General features: G+C 68.8%; 18 protein-coding genes. 6 read left to right on the top strand and 12 right to left on the bottom strand.

What is annotated here, in order from left to right:
* The 10 genes from D183_RS0108195 to D183_RS0108150 form a co-directional block, all read right to left on the bottom strand.
* Positions 1-488: rod-binding protein (locus tag D183_RS0108195; protein ID WP_017908577.1), on the bottom strand; the 488-nt coding region annotated here is incomplete at its 3' end.
* Position 489: 1 nt separating this feature from the next.
* Entirely contained in the window at positions 490-1,608 is a 1,119-nt protein-coding gene (locus D183_RS0108190) for a flagellar basal body P-ring protein FlgI (protein WP_017908576.1), read from the bottom strand.
* An 8-nt stretch (positions 1,609-1,616) separates the two neighbouring features.
* Positions 1,617-2,318, bottom strand: coding sequence for a flagellar basal body L-ring protein FlgH (flgH, locus tag D183_RS0108185; RefSeq protein ID WP_017908575.1), 702 nt, complete (start codon positions 2,316-2,318; stop codon positions 1,617-1,619).
* 23 nt (positions 2,319-2,341) lie between these two features.
* Positions 2,342-3,127: a flagellar basal-body rod protein FlgG gene (flgG, locus tag D183_RS0108180; RefSeq protein WP_017908574.1), complete on the bottom strand. Its 786-nt coding sequence runs from the start codon at positions 3,125-3,127 to the stop codon at positions 2,342-2,344.
* A 102-nt stretch (positions 3,128-3,229) separates the two neighbouring features.
* Entirely contained in the window at positions 3,230-3,985 is a 756-nt protein-coding gene (locus tag D183_RS0108175; RefSeq protein WP_017908573.1) for a flagellar basal body rod protein FlgF, read from the bottom strand.
* A gap of 149 nt (positions 3,986-4,134) precedes the next feature.
* A complete protein-coding gene (flgE, locus tag D183_RS0108170; protein WP_017908572.1) occupies positions 4,135-5,358 on the bottom strand; it encodes a flagellar hook protein FlgE in 1,224 nt (407 codons plus the stop codon).
* 29 nt (positions 5,359-5,387) lie between these two features.
* Positions 5,388-6,062 carry a flagellar hook capping FlgD N-terminal domain-containing protein gene (locus D183_RS0108165; protein ID WP_017908571.1) on the bottom strand — a complete coding sequence of 225 codons (675 nt, stop codon included), beginning with the start codon at positions 6,060-6,062 and terminating at the stop codon, positions 5,388-5,390.
* Positions 6,063-6,103: 41 nt separating this feature from the next.
* Positions 6,104-6,511 carry a flagellar basal body rod protein FlgC gene (flgC, locus tag D183_RS0108160; RefSeq protein ID WP_017908570.1) on the bottom strand — a complete coding sequence of 136 codons (408 nt, stop codon included), beginning with the start codon at positions 6,509-6,511 and terminating at the stop codon, positions 6,104-6,106.
* Positions 6,512-6,513: 2 nt separating this feature from the next.
* Complete coding sequence (gene flgB / locus D183_RS0108155; protein WP_017908569.1) at positions 6,514-6,912, bottom strand: flagellar basal body rod protein FlgB; 399 nt, start codon at positions 6,910-6,912, stop codon at positions 6,514-6,516.
* Positions 6,913-7,070: 158 nt separating this feature from the next.
* Positions 7,071-8,021: a chemotaxis protein gene (locus tag D183_RS0108150; RefSeq protein ID WP_026143352.1), complete on the bottom strand. Its 951-nt coding sequence runs from the start codon at positions 8,019-8,021 to the stop codon at positions 7,071-7,073.
* A 113-nt stretch (positions 8,022-8,134) separates the two neighbouring features.
* On the opposite strand from D183_RS0108150, the gene flgA reads away from it, so the two are divergent.
* The 4 genes from flgA (at position 8,135) to D183_RS0108130 (ending at position 10,813) form a co-directional block, all read left to right on the top strand.
* On the top strand, positions 8,135-8,779 hold the full coding sequence (gene flgA, locus D183_RS0108145; protein ID WP_017908567.1) for a flagellar basal body P-ring formation chaperone FlgA: 645 nt from the start codon (positions 8,135-8,137) through the stop codon (positions 8,777-8,779).
* Between the two features lie 66 nt (positions 8,780-8,845).
* Complete coding sequence (gene flgM, locus D183_RS0108140; RefSeq protein ID WP_026143351.1) at positions 8,846-9,163, top strand: flagellar biosynthesis anti-sigma factor FlgM; 318 nt, start codon at positions 8,846-8,848, stop codon at positions 9,161-9,163.
* Positions 9,164-9,165: 2 nt separating this feature from the next.
* Positions 9,166-9,504, top strand: coding sequence for a flagella protein (locus D183_RS0108135; protein ID WP_026143350.1), 339 nt, complete (start codon positions 9,166-9,168; stop codon positions 9,502-9,504).
* A gap of 124 nt (positions 9,505-9,628) precedes the next feature.
* Positions 9,629-10,813, top strand: coding sequence for an ATP-binding protein (locus D183_RS0108130; RefSeq protein WP_153752804.1), 1,185 nt, complete (start codon positions 9,629-9,631; stop codon positions 10,811-10,813).
* A gap of 386 nt (positions 10,814-11,199) precedes the next feature.
* On the opposite strand, the gene D183_RS0108125 is transcribed toward D183_RS0108130, so the two are convergent.
* Together D183_RS0108125 and D183_RS0108120 are read right to left on the bottom strand one after the other, a co-directional pair.
* Positions 11,200-12,924, bottom strand: coding sequence for an EAL domain-containing protein (locus tag D183_RS0108125; protein WP_010341742.1), 1,725 nt, complete (start codon positions 12,922-12,924; stop codon positions 11,200-11,202).
* A gap of 4 nt (positions 12,925-12,928) precedes the next feature.
* Positions 12,929-15,031: a PAS domain-containing sensor histidine kinase gene (locus D183_RS0108120; RefSeq protein WP_017908562.1), complete on the bottom strand. Its 2,103-nt coding sequence runs from the start codon at positions 15,029-15,031 to the stop codon at positions 12,929-12,931.
* Between the two features lie 163 nt (positions 15,032-15,194).
* Here D183_RS0108120 and D183_RS0108115 point away from each other — a divergent pair, with 163 nt between their 5' ends.
* Both D183_RS0108115 and D183_RS0108110 read left to right on the top strand, forming a co-directional pair.
* Positions 15,195-17,984 (top strand): sensor domain-containing protein, encoded by a 2,790-nt coding sequence (locus tag D183_RS0108115; RefSeq protein ID WP_026144301.1) that lies wholly within the window; start codon positions 15,195-15,197, stop codon positions 17,982-17,984.
* Positions 17,985-18,505: 521 nt separating this feature from the next.
* Positions 18,506-19,492: ABC transporter permease subunit (locus tag D183_RS0108110; protein WP_017908560.1), on the top strand; the 987-nt coding region annotated here is incomplete at its 3' end.

Below are 19,492 nucleotides of genomic sequence, written 5' to 3'. Positions count from 1 at the left end.
TCGCGGCCGGCGATCATGTCCAGCACCTGTTGCTGCGGGGCGGCGGTCGCCTCGGCGCCGCTCCACGGGCCGACGCCGGCGCCGGCCGTGGCACCGGCGGCAAGCGCGGCTTCGCCCTGCAGCGCCATCGGGCCGTTGCCGGACTGACCGGACACCAGCGAGTAGGCCTTGGCCGCCTTGGCCGCGCCCAGCGAGGTATTGGCCGGCGTGGTCGCCGCCGGCTGGCCGCCACCGAGCTGCTTGGAGATCATCGCCGCCAGGCCCAGCCCCTTGCCGTCGGTCAGGCCCTTGGCGAGCTGCTGGTCGTACATGTCGCGGAAGGTCTGGTTCTCGCCGGGGAACAGCGAATTGCCGAAACTGGCCTCGCGCATGCTTTTGACCAGCATGTTGGCGAACTGCCCTTCGAGCTGGCGCGAGACCTTGTCGATCTTGGCCGGATCGTTCTGGGTAGAGGCGTGCAGGTCGAAGGGAGCGGCCGAGATACGCATGTCAGATCACCTCCAGCTCCGCGCTCAGGGCACCGGCCTGCTTAAGCGCTTCCAGAATCGCGATCAGGTCGCCAGGCGCGGCGCCGACCTCGTTGACCGCCCGCACGATCTGATCCAGCGAGGTGCCGCCCTCGAACTTGAACATGCGGCTGCCTTCGTTGGTGGCGGTGATGGTGGACTTGGGCGTGGCCACGGTCTGGCCGCCACTCAGCGCATTCGGCTGGCTGACCTGGGTGCCTTCGCTGATGGTCACCGTCAGCGAGCCGTGCGAGATCGCCGCCGGGCTGACCCGGACCTGCGAACCGATCACCACCGTGCCGGTGCGGGCGTTGACCACGACCTTGGCTGCCGCCGCGCCCGGCGACAGCTCGACGTTCTCGATCCGTGCCAGCAGGCCGATCCGCGCGCTCTGGTCGGTGGGCGAACGCACCGCCACGGTGGAGCCGTCCACCGCATGTGCGCTGCCGGGGCCGAAGGTGCTTTCCAGCGCCGAGACCATGCGCGAGACGGTGGTGAAATCGGGCTGGTGCAGGTTGAGGGTGATCTCGCCGGTGTTGCCGAACACGTCCGGCAGCGCACGTTCCACCGTCGCGCCGTTGGGGATCAGGCCGACGCTGGGCACGTTCACCGAGATCCGCGAACCGTCCTTGCCCTGCGCGCCGAAGCCGCCGACCACCAGGTTGCCCTGGGCCACCGCATAGACCTGGCCGTCGGCGCCCTTCAGCGGCGCCATCAGCAGGGTACCGCCGCGCAGCGAGATGGCGTTGCCGATCGAGGAGACGGTGATGTCGATGGTCTGGCCCGGCTTGGCGAACGCCGGCAGCTGCGCGCTGATCGCCACCGCGGCCACGTTCTTCAACTGCGGGTTGACGTTGGCCGGCACGTTGACGCCCAGCTCGCCGAGCATGTTCTTCAAGCTCTGCACGGTGAAGGGCGCCTGGCTGGTGCGGTCGCCGCTGCCGTCCAGGCCGACCACCAGGCCGTAGCCGACCAGCGCGTTGTTGCGCACGCCGCCGACCTGGGCGAGGTCCTTGATGCGTTCGGCCGCGGCCGGCGCGGCCAGGCCGGCGCACAGGGCGACGGCGGCGAGCAGGCGGCAGGGCAGGGACAGGAGAGTCATGGCGGGCCTCAGTACGGCGAGATGCGCGAGTTGAAGAAGCGGCTCAGCCAGCCCATTGCGTTGGACTGCGCGACCGCGCCGCGGCCGCCGTAGGCGATGCGCGCTTCGGCCACCTTGCTGGAGGGAATGGTGTTGTCCGGGGCGATGTCGGCGGCGCGGACCACGCCCTGCACCTGCACCAGTTCGTCGCCCTGGTTCAGGCGCAGGTTCTTCTGGCCCTGGATCACCAGGTTGCCGTTGGGCAGGCGCTGCATCACGGTCACGGTGATGCTGCCCTGCATGGTGTTGCTCTGCGCGGTGTTGCCCTTGCCGGCGAAGCTGCGGTCGCCGCTGGTGGAGTTGTTGAGGATGTTGGTGCCGTTGACGGTGAGCGGCGCGCCGAGCAGGGTCGGCGTGGCCATGGTCACCGCGTCCTTCTTGCTGATGCTGGTGTTGGCGGTGCTGCTGGCGTTGGTGCTTTCGACCAGGGTGATGGTCAGCAGGTCGCCGACGTCGCGGGCGCGGCGATCGGAGTACAGCTGCAGGCCGGGGCCGGCGGCGTAGATCGCACCCGCGGTCGGCTGCGCCTGCGGCGCCATCACCGGCACGATCGGCGCCATCGGCGCGTACGGACGCACGTCGCCGGCGGCCACGCCCAGACCGGCGCAACCGCCGAGCAGGACCGGCAGCAGCAGCGCGGCGGAGAAGGAGAGAGAGGACAGGCGCGACATGGCGGATTCCGGAGGCGAGGGGATCAGACGTTGTTGTTCAGATAGCCGAGCATCGAGTCGGTGGTGGAGATGGCCTTGGCGTTCATCTCGTAGGCGCGCTGGGTCTCGATCATGCTCACCAGCTCTTCCACCACATTGACGTTGCTGCCTTCCAGCGCGCCCTGCGCGATCTTGCCGAGGCCGTTGAGGCCGGGCGTGCCGTTCGTCGCCGGCCCGGAGGCGGCGGTTTCCACGTACAGGTTCTGGCCCTGGGCCTGCAGGCCGGAGGGATTGATGAAGTCGGTCAGGGTCAGCGCGCCGACCTGCAGCGCCGCGGCGGTACCGGCGACCTGCACGCTCACCGTGCCGTCGGAGCCGATGGTCACCGACTGCGCGCCTTCCGGGATCTGGATGCCCGGCTGGATCGGATAGCCGCTGTTGGTGACCAGTTGACCCTGCGCATCGATCTGGAAACTGCCGTCGCGGGTGTAGGCCGAGGTGCCGTCCGGCATCTGCACTTCGAAGAAGCCGCGGCCGTTGACCATCACGTCCAGGGCGCGATCGGTCTGCTGCTGGCTGCCCTGCTCGAAATCCTTGGCGGTGGCGACCACGCGCACGCCGGTACCCACCTGCAGGCCCGAGGGCAGCTGCGTCTGCGAGGAGCTGGCGCCGCCGGGCTGCCGCAGCTGTTGGTACAGCAGGTCCTCGAAGTTGGCGCGGTCGCGCTTGAAACCGGTGGTGTTGGTGTTGGCCAGGTTGTTGGAGACGACCGACATGCGCGTCTGCTGCGCATCCAGTCCGGTCTTGGCGACCCACAAAGCCTGATTCATGACCCGAGTTCCTCTGATGGTGGCCCCGGCACGACGCGCCGGGGGCGCAGGGAGTGATGCACGTGCCGTGCCAAACCGGCGCCGCTGGCGCCGCGGCGTGCCTTAGCCGTTCAGACGCAGCAGGGTGTTGGCCGACTGCGCGTTCTCGTCGCCGTTCTTGATGACCTTCACCTGCATTTCGAACTGGCGCTGCAACTGGATCATCTGCACCAGCGCGCCGGCGGCATCGACGTTGCTGCCCTCGAGTACCCCGGTTCGCAGCGAATTGCCGGTGGCCGGCGCAAAGGCCTTGGCCGGATCGTCGCTGACATTGCGCATCAGGCCGTCGGGCCTGCGCGTGAGCTGGTCCGCCGGCGCCTGCACCACCTTCAGCGTGGCGATGGTGCTCATCGCGGTGGGCGCTTCGCCCAGCGGCACGATCGACACCGTGCCGTCGTTGCCGATCTCCAGCGACTGGTGCGGCGGAATCGCCACCGGATTGCCCTGGTCGTCGAGCACCGCATGGCCGCTGGCGGTGACCAGCTGGCCATTCGGGGTCAGCGCCAATTCGCCGCCGCGCGTATAGGCCTCCTTGCCGTCGGCGGACTGCACCGCCAGCCAGCGATCGGCATCCAGCGACAGATCCAGCGGATTGCCGGTCTGGTGCTGCGCGCCGACGTCGCGGTTGAACCCCTGGTCGATGTGCAGCGCATCGATCCGCGACGGATAACCGGCGCCAGGAATCCGATAGGCCTCGGTATTGGCCAGCGCCGCCTTGAACCCGGAGGTCTCGACGTTGGCCAGGTTGTGCGACACGGTGGCCTGCGCCTGCAGCGACGCGCGGGCGCCGGTCATGGCGACGTAGAGGGCTTTGTCCATGGGTGTGGGCCGTGATTCGGGAGAAGGGATTCGGGATTCGAAAAAGCGGGGATACCGCAGACGATCGGGGACGTGGTGGCTTGGGCTGGCGCCCGGTCGACGGGCGCCAGCGGCGGCGAATCACCAATCCCGAATCACCAATCCCAGCCTTAACGCATATTGATGATGGTCTGCGTGACCTGATCCTGGGTCGAGATCACCTGCGAGTTCGCCTGGAAGTTGCGCTGGGCCACGATCATGTTGACCAGCTGCTCGGTCAGGTCGACGGTCGAGGATTCCAGTGCGCCGGACTGCACGCTGCCGAAGTCCGAGGTCGCCGGCGAACCGGTGCGGGCGATGCCCGAGGCCGAGCTTTCCGCCCAGGCGTTGTCGCCGAGCGAACTCAGGCCCTGCGGATTAACGAAGTTGGTCACCGCGATCTGGCCCAGCGCCTTGTCGGCGTTGTTGGAGTAGCGCGCGTAGACGATGCCCTTCTCGTCGATGCTGATCGAGTTGAGCTTGCCGCTGGCGTAGCCGTCCTGGGTCGCGCCGCGCAGGGCGAAGGCTTCGCCGTACTGGGTCGACCCGAACACGTTGAGGGTCAGCGACAGGGTGCCGGCGCCGGTGGCGGGGGTGAAGGAGCCCAGCGGAATCTTGCCGTCGGCCGGGCTGACCAGCGCGCCGCTGTTGGAGAACTGCAGCGTGCTGGCGCCGCCGGCGGCGACGCCGTCCACGTAGTTGTAGACGGTCCACTGGTTGGGCGTAGCGGTCTTGACGAAGTACGAGGTCTGCACGTGGGCCACGCCCAGCGAGTCGTAGACGGTGGTGCCGCCGCTGGAGTTGTTGTAGCTGTTGGCGTCGTTCGGATCGAACGTGGCCACGGTCGGCGGCTGGGTGTTGCCGGGCAGGGTGAAGGTCAGGTTGACCGTGCTGCTCTGCTTGGGCGGGCTGTCGGTGGTCAGCAGCTGCAGGTCGGTCAGCGTACCGGCCGCAAAGCCGTTGCCGTTGCTCGCCGGCGGGAACACCTGCAGCCGCGCGCCCTGCGGATTGACCACATAGCCGTTGGCGTCGGTCTGGAAGTTGCCGGCGCGCGAGTACACGCGGGCGCCGTTGTTGGACAGGGTGAAGAAGCCGGAGCCGGAGATGGCCAGGTCCAGGCTGCGCCCGGTCGGATCGATGGTGCCCTGCGAGAACTGCTGGGCGACGTTGCTGACGCGCACGCCCGAACCCACCGCGTTGCGCGCCAGGCCGTAGCCGTTGAGCGTGAACTGGTCGGCGAACTCGGCGCGCGAGCCCTTGAAGCCGGTGGTGTTGGCGTTGGCGATGTTGTTGGCGGTGACGTTGAGGTCGGTATTGGCCGCCCTGAGGCCGGACAGCGATGTATTGAAACCCATGGTGGACTCCTGTGGATGTCGGCGTGGCGTTAGCTGACGCGGAGGACGTTGGTCAGCGGCGTGGTGCCGAGCCCGGTCAGATCGAGATAGATGCCGTCCGATCCGATGATGGCGCTCTCGACCGGCGCCTGGACGTAGGTGGACAGGGACAGTTGGTTGCCCTGGGCATCGGTCTGCCCAGCGGTGATGCTGTAGCTGCCGGCCGGCATGCGCTTGCCGCTGGCGTCGGTGCCGTCCCAGGCGAAATCGAGCTGGCCGGCCTTGTCGGCGGTGAGGCTGATCTTCTTGATCGGCTGGCCGGTGGCGTCGCTGACGGTGACGTCGACCACGCCGGCGGCCTTGGCCGCGACCAGGCCGCCGGTGCTGCCCTCGGCGCCCAGCGGCAGCGTCGCCGACGGCACCAGCACCTTGTGGCCGATCAGATTGGCGCCGCGCAGCACCTGGTCGGTGCTCATCGACGAGGACAGCGCGGTGACGGTCTTGTTGAGGTCGCCGATGCCCTGCACGGTCGACAGCTGCGCCATCTGCGCGACCATCTGGCTGTTGTCCATCGGCTTGAGCGGATCCTGGTGCTGCAGCTGCTCGGTCATCAGCTTCAGGAAGTCCGCCTGCTGCAGCGCCTTGTTCTTGGTGGTGCTGGTGTTGGCCGAGGCGCTCAGGCCCAGGCTGGAATAGGTGTCGGTGGAGGTGGTGACGCTGCTCATGGAAGCGGTCCTGGGACGTGACGCGGCGGAAGGAGGGCGGATCAGCGGCCCATGGTCAGAGTGGCCAGCGCCAGTTCCTTGGCGGTGTTGAGCACCTCCACGCCGGCCTGGTAATTGCGCGAGGCGGAGATCAGGTTGACCATCTGCGAGACCGGGTCCACATCGGGCGAATAGATGTAGCCCTCGGCGTCGGCAAGCGGATGGCCGGGTTCGTAGCGCTTGATCGGCGGTGCGTTGGTCTGGGCGATTTCCTTGACGTTGACCGAGGTCAGGCTGCTGTCGTGCGGGTTGCGCACCGCCTGGAAGATCGGCTCGATCGGCTTGTAGGCCGCCTCCGCCGAACCGGCCACCGAATCGGCGTTGGACAGGTTGCTGGCGATGGTGCTCATGCGCACCGACTGCGCCTGCAGCGCGGAGCCGGCGACGTCGAAGATCGGTAGGTTGCTCATGCTTATTGGCCCGTGATCGCGGTGAGCATGCTGCGCACCTTGGATTCGAGGAAGCTCAGCGAGGCGCGGTACTCCAGCGCGGCGCGGCCGTAGGCGGCGCGTTCGGCGTCCGGGTCCACCGTGTTGCCGTCCATGCTGGGCTGGCTGGCGGCCCGGGTGATCTGGAACGGATTCAGGCCATCGCCGCCGACGGCGATGTGGCGGCTGTCGTCGACCGCGAGCTGGGTGCCTTCGCGCTGTCCCTGCGCGGCACGCATCGCCGCGTCGAAATCCAGGTCCTGGGCCTTGTACCCGGGCGTGTCGACGTTGCTGAGGTTGCTGGCGATCAGCTTCATGCGCTGCTCGCGCAGCGGCAGGGCGTCGCCATGGACGCCGAAGTAGGCTGTGATCGGATTGGACATGGCACGATCCCGCGGTTCGTTGCCGAAACCACAGGCAAGGCGCGTGCCAAAGGCGGGCGCGGGGGCCCGTGAGATCAGGGGGGTGCCTCGGGAGGCGGGGGACGCCCGCGCTCTATTAGAACGTCAGGCAGGCCGCGCAGCGAGACCCGGCGCCCGGGTCAGGCGGCCGCTTGCGCTGCCGCGGCGACCACCCGCAGCCGGGTCAGCACGTACTCGGCCAGCTCGTTGGGGCTGTACTTGGCCACGAAGGCATTGGCGCCCACGCGCTCGACCATCGCATTGTTGAACACGCCCGACAGCGAGGTGTGCAACAGCACGTACAGGCCGGCCAGCCCGGGGTGACGGCGGATTTCCGTCGTCAGCGTGTAGCCGTCCATGGCCGGCATCTCGATGTCCGAGATCACCATGGCGTAGCGTTCGGCCGGATTCTCGCCGGCGGCGTGGATCTGCAAGAGATGGTCCAGGGCCTGGCGGCCGTCCGACAGCAGGGTCGCGCCGACCCCGAGCTGGTCCAGCACGCTGCGGATCTGCTGCCGCGCCACCCGCGAGTCGTCGACCACCAGCACCTGCAGCTGCGGGCCGGTGAGCGCCAGCGATGGGTCCAGGTTGGCCTCGACCCGGGTCTGGGCGATGTCGGCCAGCACGCTTTCCACGTCGATCACCTGGATCAGCTCGCCCTGGAAACGGGTCACCGCGGTCAGGTAGCTGGACTCGGCGCCCAGTTCCGGCGGCGGATGAATGTCCTCCACCGCGATGTTGACGATGCGTTCCACGCCGCTGACCAGGAAGCCCTGGACCGAGCGGTTGAACTCGGTCACCACCAGATAGCCTGGGGCGGTGTCCGCGTTCGGCTCGCGCTCCGGATGGCCGATGGCCAGGCCCAGGTCGAGCACCGGCACCGAGCGTCCGCGCACGTCGGCGACGCCGGAGAATTGCAGCGGCAGCCCCGGCACCTGGAACAGCTCCGGCCGGCGCAGCACTTCCTGCACCTTGAAGACGTTCACGCCAAAAAGCTGACGACCGCCCAGCCGGAACAGCAGCAGGGCAAGCCGGTTGTGGCCCGCCAAGCGGGTGCGCTGGTCGATTCGGTTGAGAAGGTCATGACTCATGGCGTTCATATCGGCGCCTGCGCGGCGGAACTTGAGGGCGCGGTCCGGATCGGACGTGCGGTTTGCGGCACGGCGTTTGCATGGTGCCGGCGACCTTTCCCAGAGAGACGGCCATGCGCCCGATCCTATTGCTGGTCCTGCTGGCGGCGACGCCAGCCTTTGCCGCGGACTTCCAGTCGGTGGAGTCGATCCGTGCCGCGGCATTGTCGCTGGCCGGGGCCGACGCCGATGCCGAGGCGACCCTGGACCCCTTGGTGCGGGTGCCGCTGTGCCCGGTGCCGCTGCAGGCGCAGCCGACCGGCACCACCACCGTGGAGGTGAGTTGCCCGCGTGAGACCGGCTGGCGGCTGTTCGTCCCGGTGAAGGTGCGGCGCATGCAGCATGTGCTGGTGCTGGCGCGCGGCCTGTCCGCTGGAGAAACCATCGGCGCGGCCGATATCGTCCCCGAGAAGCGCGACGCGGCGCGCATCGTCGGCGCCGCGATGACCGAGCCGGAAGCGGCGATCGGCAAGGTGGTGCGGCGAACCCTGCCGGCCGGCACCCTGCTGTCCGCCACCGACCTGGTCGCGCCGCGGCTGGTCCGGCGCGGCGACAATGTGGCGCTGGTGGCACGCAGTGGCGGCCTGGAAGTGCGCATGTCCGGGCGTGCACTGGGCGATGCGGGCGAAAACGAGCGGGTGACCGTCGAAAACCTGTCGTCCAAGCGCATCGTTCAGGGAACTGTGTCACAAAATGGCGACGTTTTAGTGACGCGCTAAGAATCCGGCTAAAGTTCTCCGACGCTGTGCCGTTACCTACACCGAACCCGTAACAGGATGTCCGTCATGACCCAGAAAATTGAAGGGAGTTTGCCGAGCCCGGCCACCCTTCGCACGTCGTCCGTCTCGACCAAGGCCGCCTCCGGCGCGTCCGAGGAAGGCAAGGAGCGTGCGGTCGGTGCGGCCGCAGCCACCGATAGCCTGCGCCTGACCGGCGAAGCGTCCGGTTTGCAGACCCTGCAGCGCCAACTGTCAGCCGCGCCGGCGGTGGACAGCAGCCGCGTCGATGCGGTGCGCTCGGCGCTGCAGAACGGCAGCTACAAGATCAACCCCGACGCGATCGCCAGCCGCATGATCGACATGGATCGGCAACTCGGCGCATGAACATGTCCGTGACCAACCCCCTGCAGCAGCTCAGCGACGCGCTCGCCGGCGAGCGCCAGGCGTTGTTGGATCACAACGTGGAAGGCCTCATGCAGGCGACCAGCGCCAAGCTGGCGGCACTGCGCGCATTGGAGGCGGACGTGCCCGCCGGCGCCGAGGCCGAACTGCGGCTGCGTGAGCTGGCCGATGCCAATCGCGCCAACGGCGCGCTGCTGTCGCGGCGCCGACGCGAGGTCAACTGGGCGCTGCGCCACCTCGGCCGCAGCGAGAGCGCGTCGTCCTACGACGCCAACGGCGAGTCCAGCACGCCGCTCTCCCAGCGTCCGCTGGCGGTCGCCTAAGCCGCGGCGCAGTCCCACTGCGGGACGCGCATCCGCCGGCGGCAACGGCGTATATTGGGCATCCATCGATCGCCCGCCGCCTGTCGTGAATTTCGCCGAAATCAATCCCAACGCACCGCTCGTCCTGCCCGCACGCGAGAACCTGCTCGCCCTGAGCGAACTGCTGTACGAAGGCGTGGTGCTGTTCCGCGCCGACGGCCAGTTGCTGCTCGCCAACAGCGCTGCGCGCCGCCATCTCTCCTCCAGCGCCGACACCGGCGCATTGGCCTCGCATCTGGCGCAGTGGCTGCCGGGCGACGCGCTGTCGCAGGCGCGCAGCAGTGGCCGCTGGAGCGGCAGCCTGCCGACCGAACAGCACGTGGTGCTGGCGCACCTGTACTTCCACGCCGACGCGGACGGCGGCCATTACCTGATGCTGATCCAGGGCATCGAAGGCCAGCAGGACTACGAACAGGAACTGCAGCAACGCCACGCCGAACTGCGCCAGGCCTACCTGCGCCTCAACGGCGCACAGGAAAAGCTGCTGCAGTCGGAAAAGATGGCCTCGATCGGCCAGCTTGCCGCGGGCGTCGCCCACGAAATCAACAATCCCATCGGCTACGTCCATTCCAACCTGGGCAGCCTGCAGGAATACCTGCGCAGCCTGTTCACCCTGATCGAGGCCTACGAGCGCGCCCTGCGCGCACCGGATCCGAAGGCGCTGATCCCGGAAATCGACGACATCCGCAACCGCTTCGACATCGACTTCATCAGCCGCGACCTGCCGCAACTGATGGCCGAATCGCGCGAAGGCATCGAGCGGGTCACCCGCATCGTCCGCGACCTGAAGGACTTCTCCTATTCCGGCCGCGAGGAGTCGTGGAAGCTGGTGGACCTGCATTCGGGCCTGGAATCGACGATCAACATCATCTGGAACGAGCTCAAGTACAAGGTCACCCTGGAGCGCCACTACGGCAACCTGCCGCTGGTGGAGTGCCTGCCGTCCGAGCTCAACCAGGTGTACATGAACCTGCTGCTCAACGCCGGCCAGGCGATCGGCGAGCGCGGCACCATCGTGGTCAGCACCGGCCAGGACGGCGAGGAGGTGTGGATCGAGTTCAAGGACTCCGGCGCCGGCATTGCGGCGGACCTGCTGCAGCGCATCTTCGACCCGTTCTTCACCACCAAACCGGTCGGCAGCGGCACCGGCCTGGGCCTGTCGATCTCCTACGGCATCGTCAACAAGCACCACGGCCGCATCGATGTCAGCAGCGTCGTCGGCGAGGGCTCGACGTTCCGGATCGTGATTCCGGTTAGGCAGCCCAAGTAGCTGGGAATGGGGAATCGGGAATGGGGAATCGGAACAGCGGGAACACTGCCGCTGCCGCTTTCCGCACCCGATGTCGTTTCAATGAACTGACCTGAAAAACGATAAGCCGCAATGCGGTTTTTCCCATTCCCGATTCCCCGTTCCCGATTCCCGGCCCCTCAGGACCCCGAATCCCGCCGCAGTTCAAGGCTCGACGGTCCGGATCGTGATTCCTGTTAGGCAGCCCTAATAGCTGGGAATCGGGAATGGGGAGTAGGAAAAGCGGGAGCGCTGACGCTGTTCGCTTTCCTTGTACCCGATGTCGCCTCAGTGACCTGACCTGAAAAATGAAAAGCCGCGATGCGGCTTTTCCCATTCCCGATTCCCCGTTCCCGATTCCCAGCCCCTCAGGGCCCCGCATCCCGCCGCTGCTCGTCGTGCGTGCGGAAGGCCTGGCGGATGTGTTCGCGCAATTCGTCGTCGTTCCACGGCTTGGTCAGGAAGCGGTAGATCGCGCCGCGGTTGATCGCGTCGGTGACGGTGGCCAGGTCGGTGTAGCCGGACAGGACCAGGCGGATGGTGTCGGGGTAGAGCATCTTCACCCGGCCCAGGAATTCGGTGCCGCTCATGTCGGACATGCGCTGGTCGGACAGGATCACCTGCACGTCGTTGGTGGCGAGCAGGTCGAAGGCGTCGCGGACGTTGCCGGCGGCGAGGATGCGGTAGCCGTCGCGGCGGAACAGCCGCACCAGCGAGCGCAGCACGTTCTCTTCGTCGTCGAGCAGCAGCAGGGTGCGGTCCGGGCGGGTCTCGGTGAACGATTCCGGGCGCAGGTAGCGCCGGCGCAGGGCCATGCCCGCCGCTTCGGCGGACATCGGTTCGCCGAACAGGTAGCCCTGGAAGATGTCGCAATCGTTGCGGCGCAGGAAGCCGAGCTGCGCCTGCGATTCCACGCCGTTGGCGATCACCACCATGCCCAGCTGGTGGCCCATGGCGATGATCGCGCGGGCGATCGCCGCCTCGCGGTTGCCGGCCGGTGCGCTCTTGATGAAGCTGCGGTCGATCTTCAGCTTGTCCACCGGGTAGCGCACCAGCGCGCTGAGGCTGGAGTCGCCGGTGCCGAAGTTGTCCAGGCTCAGGCTGATGCCTTCGCGGCACAGGTTGGCCAGGGTCTCGTGGACGAAGTTGACGTTGTTGGTCAGCGCGCTTTCGTTGATCTCCAGCACCACCATCTGCGGCGGCACCCCGGCCGCCTGCAGCGCCGACATCACCTCGTTGAAGAAGGTCGGGCGCAGCAGCTGCAGGGTGGAGACGTTGACCGCGATGGTGAAGTCGTCGAAGCCCTGGTCGCGCCACAGCCGCGCCTGGCGCAGCGCGCCTTCCATCACCCAGGTGCCGATCTGCACGATCACGCCCAGGCGCTCGGCGGTGCGCATGAAGCGCTCCGGCACCAGGATGCCCAGGGTCGGCGACTGCCAGCGCAGCAGCGATTCCATGCCGACCACGCGACCGTCGCGGGCGCTGACCATCGGCTGGTAGCGCAGGCGCAGCTCGCCGTTGGGAATGGCGTCGACGATCTGCCGCGAGATGATGCTCTCGCTGTGCGCGCTGGGCGGGCCGTCGGCGGCGTACAGGCGCACCAGGTTGCCGCCTTCGCGCGCGGCCTGGTAGACCGCGTCCTCGGCGAAGTCGAGCAGGGTCGACAGCCGCGTGGAATGTTCCGGGCACAGGCTCACGCCGATCTTGCCGGTCATGAACAGGGTGTACGGCAGCACCGACAGCGGCAGCTCGATCTGCTGCCGGATCTCCTCGGCGAAGGCTTCCGGCGGCGGCACGTCGGCGGTGCGCGGTACCGCCATCACCAGTTCGTCGCTGCCATGGCGCCACAGCAGGCCGCGGCCGCGCAGGTGCGCCTGCAGCCGGTGCGCGAGCAGCGCCAGCGCCTGGTCGCCGACCTCCGGGCTCATGTTCTCGTTGATCGAGGCGAAGTGGTCGATGTCGATGTGCAGCAGCATCACCCCCGGCCCACCGGCGAGCGCCTCGGCGATCATGCCGGTCAGGGCGGGATGGCCCGCACCCAGGCGCGACGGCAATTCGTCGTCCACGGGTACGGCGCTGGCGGGATTCCACATCGGCTCAGGTTCCAGGCGGGGGCGACGGTGGTGCCGCGGTGGTGTAGGGCAGGCACAGCGTCACCCGGGTGCCGGCGCCGGGCGCGGTGTCGATCTGCAGGGTACCGCCGGCGCTCTGCGCGCGCTCGCGCATCACGATCAGGCCCAGGCCGCGCGGCCCGGCCGGATCGAAACCGTCGCCATCGTCGACCACTTCCAGGCGCAGGCGCTGGCGTTCCTCGTCGCCGAGGGTCATCCGCACCTCGCCGGCGCTGGCATGGCGCAGCACGTTGGTCAGGCTCTCCTGGGCGATGCGGAAGCAGGCCTGTTCGACCTCGCCGCTGGGGCGCTCGGGCAGGGTGGCGATGTCCAGGTGCAGGCGCACCGGCGACGCGCGGAACAGCATGCCGGCCTGCCAGCGCAGCGCCGCTTCCAGGCCCAGCGCGTCCAGCTGCGGCGGCCGCAGCAGCGTGGAGAGGTTGCGCAGCTTGGTGATGCTGCTGTCGGCCAGGCTCACGATCTCGCTGAGGTCCTCGCGGCGGCGCTCGGCGTCGGTCTCGTCCAGCGCCGCGTGCGCCGACAGCTTCATCGCGGTGATCGCCTGGCCGATGTCGTCGTGCAGGTCGCGCGAGATCGCGCGGCGCTCGTCTTCCTGCAGCGAGAACAGGCGCCGCGCCATCGCCTGCAGTTCGCGGTTGCTCTGCGCCAGCGCGTCGCGCATGCGTTCCGGTTCGCTGAGGTCGCGCACGATCAGCAGCTTGCAGTCGCGGCCGCTGTAGCGGACGTTGCCGAACGACAGCCCGGCATGGAACAGCGAGCCGTCGCGGCGGCACATGCGTGCGGTGGCGCCGCGTTCGCCCTTGGCCCCGGCCGCGCCCATCCGTTGCCGTACCAGCGCCAGGTCGGCGCTGTCGACCAGACCCTGCAGCGGCTCGCCGAGCAGGTTCTCGCCCTCGAAGCCGAACTGCCCGGCGCAGGCGGCGTTGGCGTACAGCACGTGTTCCTGGTGCAGGATCGCCACACCGTCCGGCAGCACCCGCACCAGTTCGCGGAACTGCTCCTCGCGCTCGTGCAGCAGGCGCCGCGAGCGCTCGTGCTCGGTCACGTCCTGCAGGGTGCCGTGCACGCAGGCGCTGCCTGCGTCGTCGCTGGACGATTCGGCGCGCAGATGCAGCATGCGCGCCTGGCCGTCGGCGGCCAGCACCGGCAGCAGCATGTCCAGTTGCAGCGGCGCGCTGCCGCACAGGTCCTCGATCACCCGCTGGATGCGCGTCTGCGAGGCCACGTCGGGCGGCACCAGCAGCTCTTCCAGGCGGTGCTGGCGCGGCTGGTCCGGCACGCGCCGGCCGAGCATCCGGTAGACCTGCTCGGAATAGCTGCCCAGGCCGCTGGCCCGGTCCAGTTGCCAGGAGCCCAGCCGCGCGATCGATTGCGCCTCCTGCAGATGCTGCAGGGCCTGGTCGCGGCGGCGCTGCGCGTCGTACTCGGCGCTGCGGTCGCTGATCACCACCAGCCGCGCCTGCCGGCCGTGGTAGTCCAGGCTGGTACTGCGCGCCTCGGCCATGCACTGGCTACCGTCGCGCAGGCGCAGCGGCTCGGCCACCACGCAGGTCTTGGACGGAGTCTGCCGGATCGTCTCGATCACCTCGGCCAGGCGGGCGCTGGCGCTGGGCGGCCACAGTCGCGCCAATTCCAGTCCGACGAACTCGTCGTGCGACCAGCCGAAGAACGCGACCGCGGTGGGGTTCACGTCGAGGATGCGCAGGCTTTCCAGGTCGTAGACCAGCATCGGGCTGGGATTGGCGTGGAACATCTGCCGGTAGCCGGCCTCCGACAGCGCCAGCCGGGTGTGCGCCTGCACCGCGGCGCGCACCAGCGGGCGCAGCAGGTAGTACAGGGCGATTGCGGTCAGGGTCAGGAACAGGGCGTCGTTGACCAACTGCAGGACGATCAACGTGCCGGGATCGTCTACGAAATGCGCCAAAACCAGGTCGCTGCCGATCGACAGCGCCAGCCCCAGCAGCACGTACAGCAGCACCACTCTCCAGATGCCGCGGTCCAGGCGCTGCGCCAGGCGCATGCCGGAGGTCGCCTGATTGGGCAGGGAGCTGTCGCGTTGTGGTTGCATGCCCCGGCAGCCTGCTGCGGTGGTCCGTGTCCGGCGGACATCTTAGCCGCTGACGGCCGCCGCGGCCCATGGTCGGGCGGTGCGGGCGCTCAATTAATGCCGCCGGGTGCCGTTATCACCTTCGACCGCTGGCCTTCAGGGCGGCGAAACGGAGCATCTCGGCGTGGATCAAGGCGTCATCGCAAGCTTGCTGCAGCACCCGCTCACCTCGGCGCTCGTCCTGTTGGACGCCGATGGCAGGCCGCTGGCGGCGAACCGGGCAGCGCAGGCACTGGAGCTGCCGCGCACCGTGGAGGCGTACGCCGAGTTGTTGCGTGCGGCCCGCGAGCGCCTGTTCGGCGGCGAGACCATGCTGGCCTGCGCCTTGCCCGGCACCGCCGGGCGACGCCTGGACGGCTGGCTGCGCGCGGTGCGCGACGACAGCGGCGGCCTGCTGGCCTACACCCTCAGCGTGCCCGAACCGGTCGGTAGCGACGGCGCCACCCGCTGGGAGATCGCCCTGGACAGCGCCGAGCACGGGCTGTGGGACTGGGACATCCCCAGCGACACCATCTTCCGCTCCGAGCGCTGGAAGCGGATGCTCGGCTACACCGGCGATGCCCCGGCCGACGGCCTGAACGCGTTGCTGCCGCTGGTCCACGGCGACGACCAGGAGCGCCTGCGCCAGGCGATCCGCGCGCATTTCGAGGGCCGCACCGAAACCTATATGTGCGAGTTCCGCCTGCGCCGGCAGGACGGGCAGTGGCACTGGATCCTGGACCGCGGCCGCATCGTCGCGCGCACCGCCGACGGCAGTCCGCTGCGCATGATCGGCACGCATACCGACATCCACGAGCAGAAGCTGCTCGAGCAGCGCCTGCGCGACCAGCAGACCCTGCTGCGCGAGGCGCAGCGCATGACCCGCATGGGCAGCTGGTCCTGGGATCCGCTGCGCGACCGGGTGTGGTGCTCGCGCGAATTCCTGCGCGTCACCGGGCTGGACGAACAGCAGGCGCCGAGCAGCCGCGGCTGGCTGCGCCTGCTCAGCCGCGATTCGATGGCGCAGCTGATCTCGGTCTGGCGGCGCATGGCCCGCGAGGCCAAGCCGGCCAACTTCGAGGTCGAGCTGGTGTGTGGCAGCGAGTCGCCGCTGCACCTGCGGGTGTGGGCGCAGCCGCAGGTGGAGGCCGACGGCCGCATCCAGCGCGTGCTCGGCCAGGTGCAGAACATCACCGAGCAGCGTCAGACCGACGCCCTGATCCGCTGGCGCACCGAACTGCTCAACCGCGTCTCGGCGCTGGGCAAGATCGGCGGCTGCGAGATCGAGGTCGGAACCCGGCGCATGCAGTGGACCGAGGAGTGCTACCGCATCCATGGCCTGCGCAAGGAGGCCATCGATCTGGATCACGCGCTGGCCTTGTACACCCAGGACTCGCGCGATGCGTTCGAGTCGGCGCTGGTGCGCATCACCGAGGGCGGCCTGCCGGAGCAACTGGACCTGTGCTTCCACCGCCCGTCCGGGCAGCGCATCTGGGTGCAGGTGCTGATCGAGCTGGACGAACGCGACGGCCTGCCGCCGCGCTTCGTGGTGCTGTTCCGCGACATCACCCGCGAACGCGAGGCCAGCGAGCGCATCGAGCTGCTGGCCCACTACGACCTGCTGACCGGCCTGCCGAACCGGCAGCTGCTGCGCGAGCAGGCCGAGAAGGCGATGCACGAGGCGGTGGAGCGCGGCACCACGCTGGCGATGCTGTTCGTCGACCTGGACGGCTTCAAGAGCATCAACGATTCCTTCGGCCACGCCACCGGCGACGCGCTGCTGAAGCTGGCGGCCACCCGCATGCATCAGCAGCTGCGCACCAGCGACCTGTTCGGCCGTTTCAGCGGCGACGAGTTCGTGGTGGTGCTGCGCGACCTGGCCGAGCCGGGCGACGCCGGGCACGTGGCGCGCAAGCTGATCGCAGCGCTGGCCGAGCCGCTGCACAGCGGCGAGAACGTGATCAAGATCGGCGCCAGCATCGGCATCGCGCTGATGGAGGAGGGGCGCCAGGACTTCGACGGCCTGCTGCGCGCCGCCGACGCGGCGATGTACGCGGCCAAGGAGTCCGGACGCAACACCTGCCATTACTACAGCCAGGACGTGCTGCTGCGCGCGCAGCGGCGCCTGGAGATCGAGCATGCGCTGCATGGCGCGCTGGACCGCGAGGAGTTCTCGCTGGTGTACCAGCCGCTGGTGCACGCGGCGGGCGAGCGCGCGCCGGCGGTGGAAGCGCTGCTGCGCTGGCATCGCCCCGGCCACGGCCATTGCAACCCGGCCGAGTTCATTCCGATCGCCGAGGAATGCGGCGAGATCGTGCGCCTGGGCGACTGGGTGATCGGCGAGGCCTGCCGCCAGGCCGCGGCCTGGGATGCGGCGGGGCTGAGCTTCGACCGGGTCTCGGTGAACGTCTCGGCGATGCAGTTGCGCGACCGCGGCTTCGCCGAACGGGTCATCGAGCTGTGCCAGCGCAATGGCTGGTCGCCGAAGCGGCTGGAGCTGGAGCTGACCGAGTCGGCGCTGATCCGCGACAGCGAATCGCTGCGCCGCTGCTTCGAACTGTTCGAACAGGAAGGCGTGCTGCTGGCGGTCGACGACTTCGGCACCGGCTTCTCCAACCTGCATTACCTCAATCGCTTCCCGGTGCAGCGCCTGAAGATCGACCGCAGCTTCGTGCAGGACATGCTGCACGACAGCGGCACCGCCAAGGTCACCCAGGCGATCGTGCAGCTCGGTCACGCGCTGGGCATGCAGGTGGTGGCCGAGGGCGTGGAAACCGTGCAGGAAGAGGCCTTGCTGCGGGAGCAGGGCTGCGACGAGATCCAGGGCTATCTGCACTCGCGGCCGCTGCCGCCGCGCGAGCTGGCCGCCTGGTTGCGCGCGCGCCAGCAGGTGGCGCCGGCCACGCACCCGCGGCTGGTGCTGGCTGCGCAGTGAATGTGCGGCGCCGCGTGCGCCGCACGGGCTTGCGGCGACGCAGCAGCTGGCTATACTGCGCGCGCCCATCGTTTTCCGGCCAGAGGCCACCTTCCTTGGACAGTCATCCTAGACCGACGCTGCAGCGACAGAGCTGACAGGACCGCCACGGTCTGGGTCGTCCCAGATGGGTCCCGTCCGCTCAGGACGGGATCGTTCGCCAGCCCCGCGCGGTGCTGGCCTTGATTCCGAGAGTGCGCAAGCCCGATCCGCGAGGACTCCGAGCGTAGCCCCTGGCGTTCCCATCGTCGGAGCCGCCCATGCGCCTGCCATCGCCATCCTCCCTGAGCCGTCCGTCGTTGCGCGGTTGCGTCGTGTGGCGACGGCGTGCGTGCACCGCATTGTCTGGGGACGCCCGCGCGGCCGGCAGCGGCTGACGCACGGCGTACATCTTCCCCGGTCACACTGGGCGGTCCGCTTCGCGACCCGCGCCAGCGTCCTTTTTCCTGCGGCGTTCGCTGCCGCTCCTGCCGGATCTTCCCATGCTGCCATTCGCCCGCGACCGCTCCGCGCCCGGACAGCTCGCCGCACGCCCCGGCGTGCTGCCCAACCTGCACGATCTTGCGGTGTTCGCGCTGCTGCTGGGCCTGGGTGCGTTGCTGCTGCACGGCGCATCCGACATGCGCGCGCCGCTGCCGCCGGCCGGCACCGCCGCGGTGTCGCTGGAGCTGTGGCAGCTCCCCGAATACGGCCTGCGCACCACCTTGCGCATGTTCGCGGCGATGGCCGCCTCGCTGGTGTTCACCTTCGTGGTGGCGACCCTGGCCGCCAAGAGCCGGCGCGCCGAGCGGGTGATCGTGCCGGCGCTGGACATCCTGCAGTCGGTGCCGGTGCTGGGCTTCCTCACCTTCACCGTGACCTTCTTCCTGGGCCTGTTCCCCGGCCGGCAGATCGGCGCCGAACTGGCTTCGATCTTCGCCATCTTCACCAGCCAGGCCTGGAACATGGCGTTCTCGTTCTACCAGTCGCTGCGCAACGTGCCGCGCGACCTGGACGAGGTGTCGCGCGGTTTCGGGCTCAGCGCCTGGCAGCGTTTCTGGCGGCTGGAGGCGCCGTACGCCACGCCCTCGCTGATCTGGAACATGATGATGTCCATGTCCGGCGGCTGGTTCTTCGTGGTCGCTTCCGAGGCGATCAGCGTCGGCGACCACACCCTGGAATTGCCCGGCATCGGCTCGTACCTGGCGCTGGCGATCGCCCAGCGCAACTTCGCCGCGGTCGGCTGGGCGGTGGTGGCGATGGCGGTGCTGATCGCCCTGTACGACCAGTTGCTGTTCCGCCCGATCGTGGCCTGGTCGGACAAGTTCCGCGCCGAACTCACCGCCTCGCAGGACAAGCCGCAGTCGTGGCTGTACGACCTGCTGCGGCGCACGCGCCTGGCCAAGCGGCTGGTCGCGCCGCTGGCCTGGGTCTGGCAGCGCGCCATGCTGGTGCGCTGGACGCCGCGGCAGCAGCCGCAGCCCGTGGCA

The sequence above is a fragment of the Xanthomonas sp. SHU 199 genome (assembly GCF_000364665.1).
In the GTDB taxonomy this organism is placed as follows: domain Bacteria; phylum Pseudomonadota; class Gammaproteobacteria; order Xanthomonadales; family Xanthomonadaceae; genus Xanthomonas_A; species Xanthomonas_A sontii.
The sequence above is the reverse complement of the archived record's forward strand: the minus strand, read 5'-3'. Positions and strand labels throughout refer to the sequence as shown.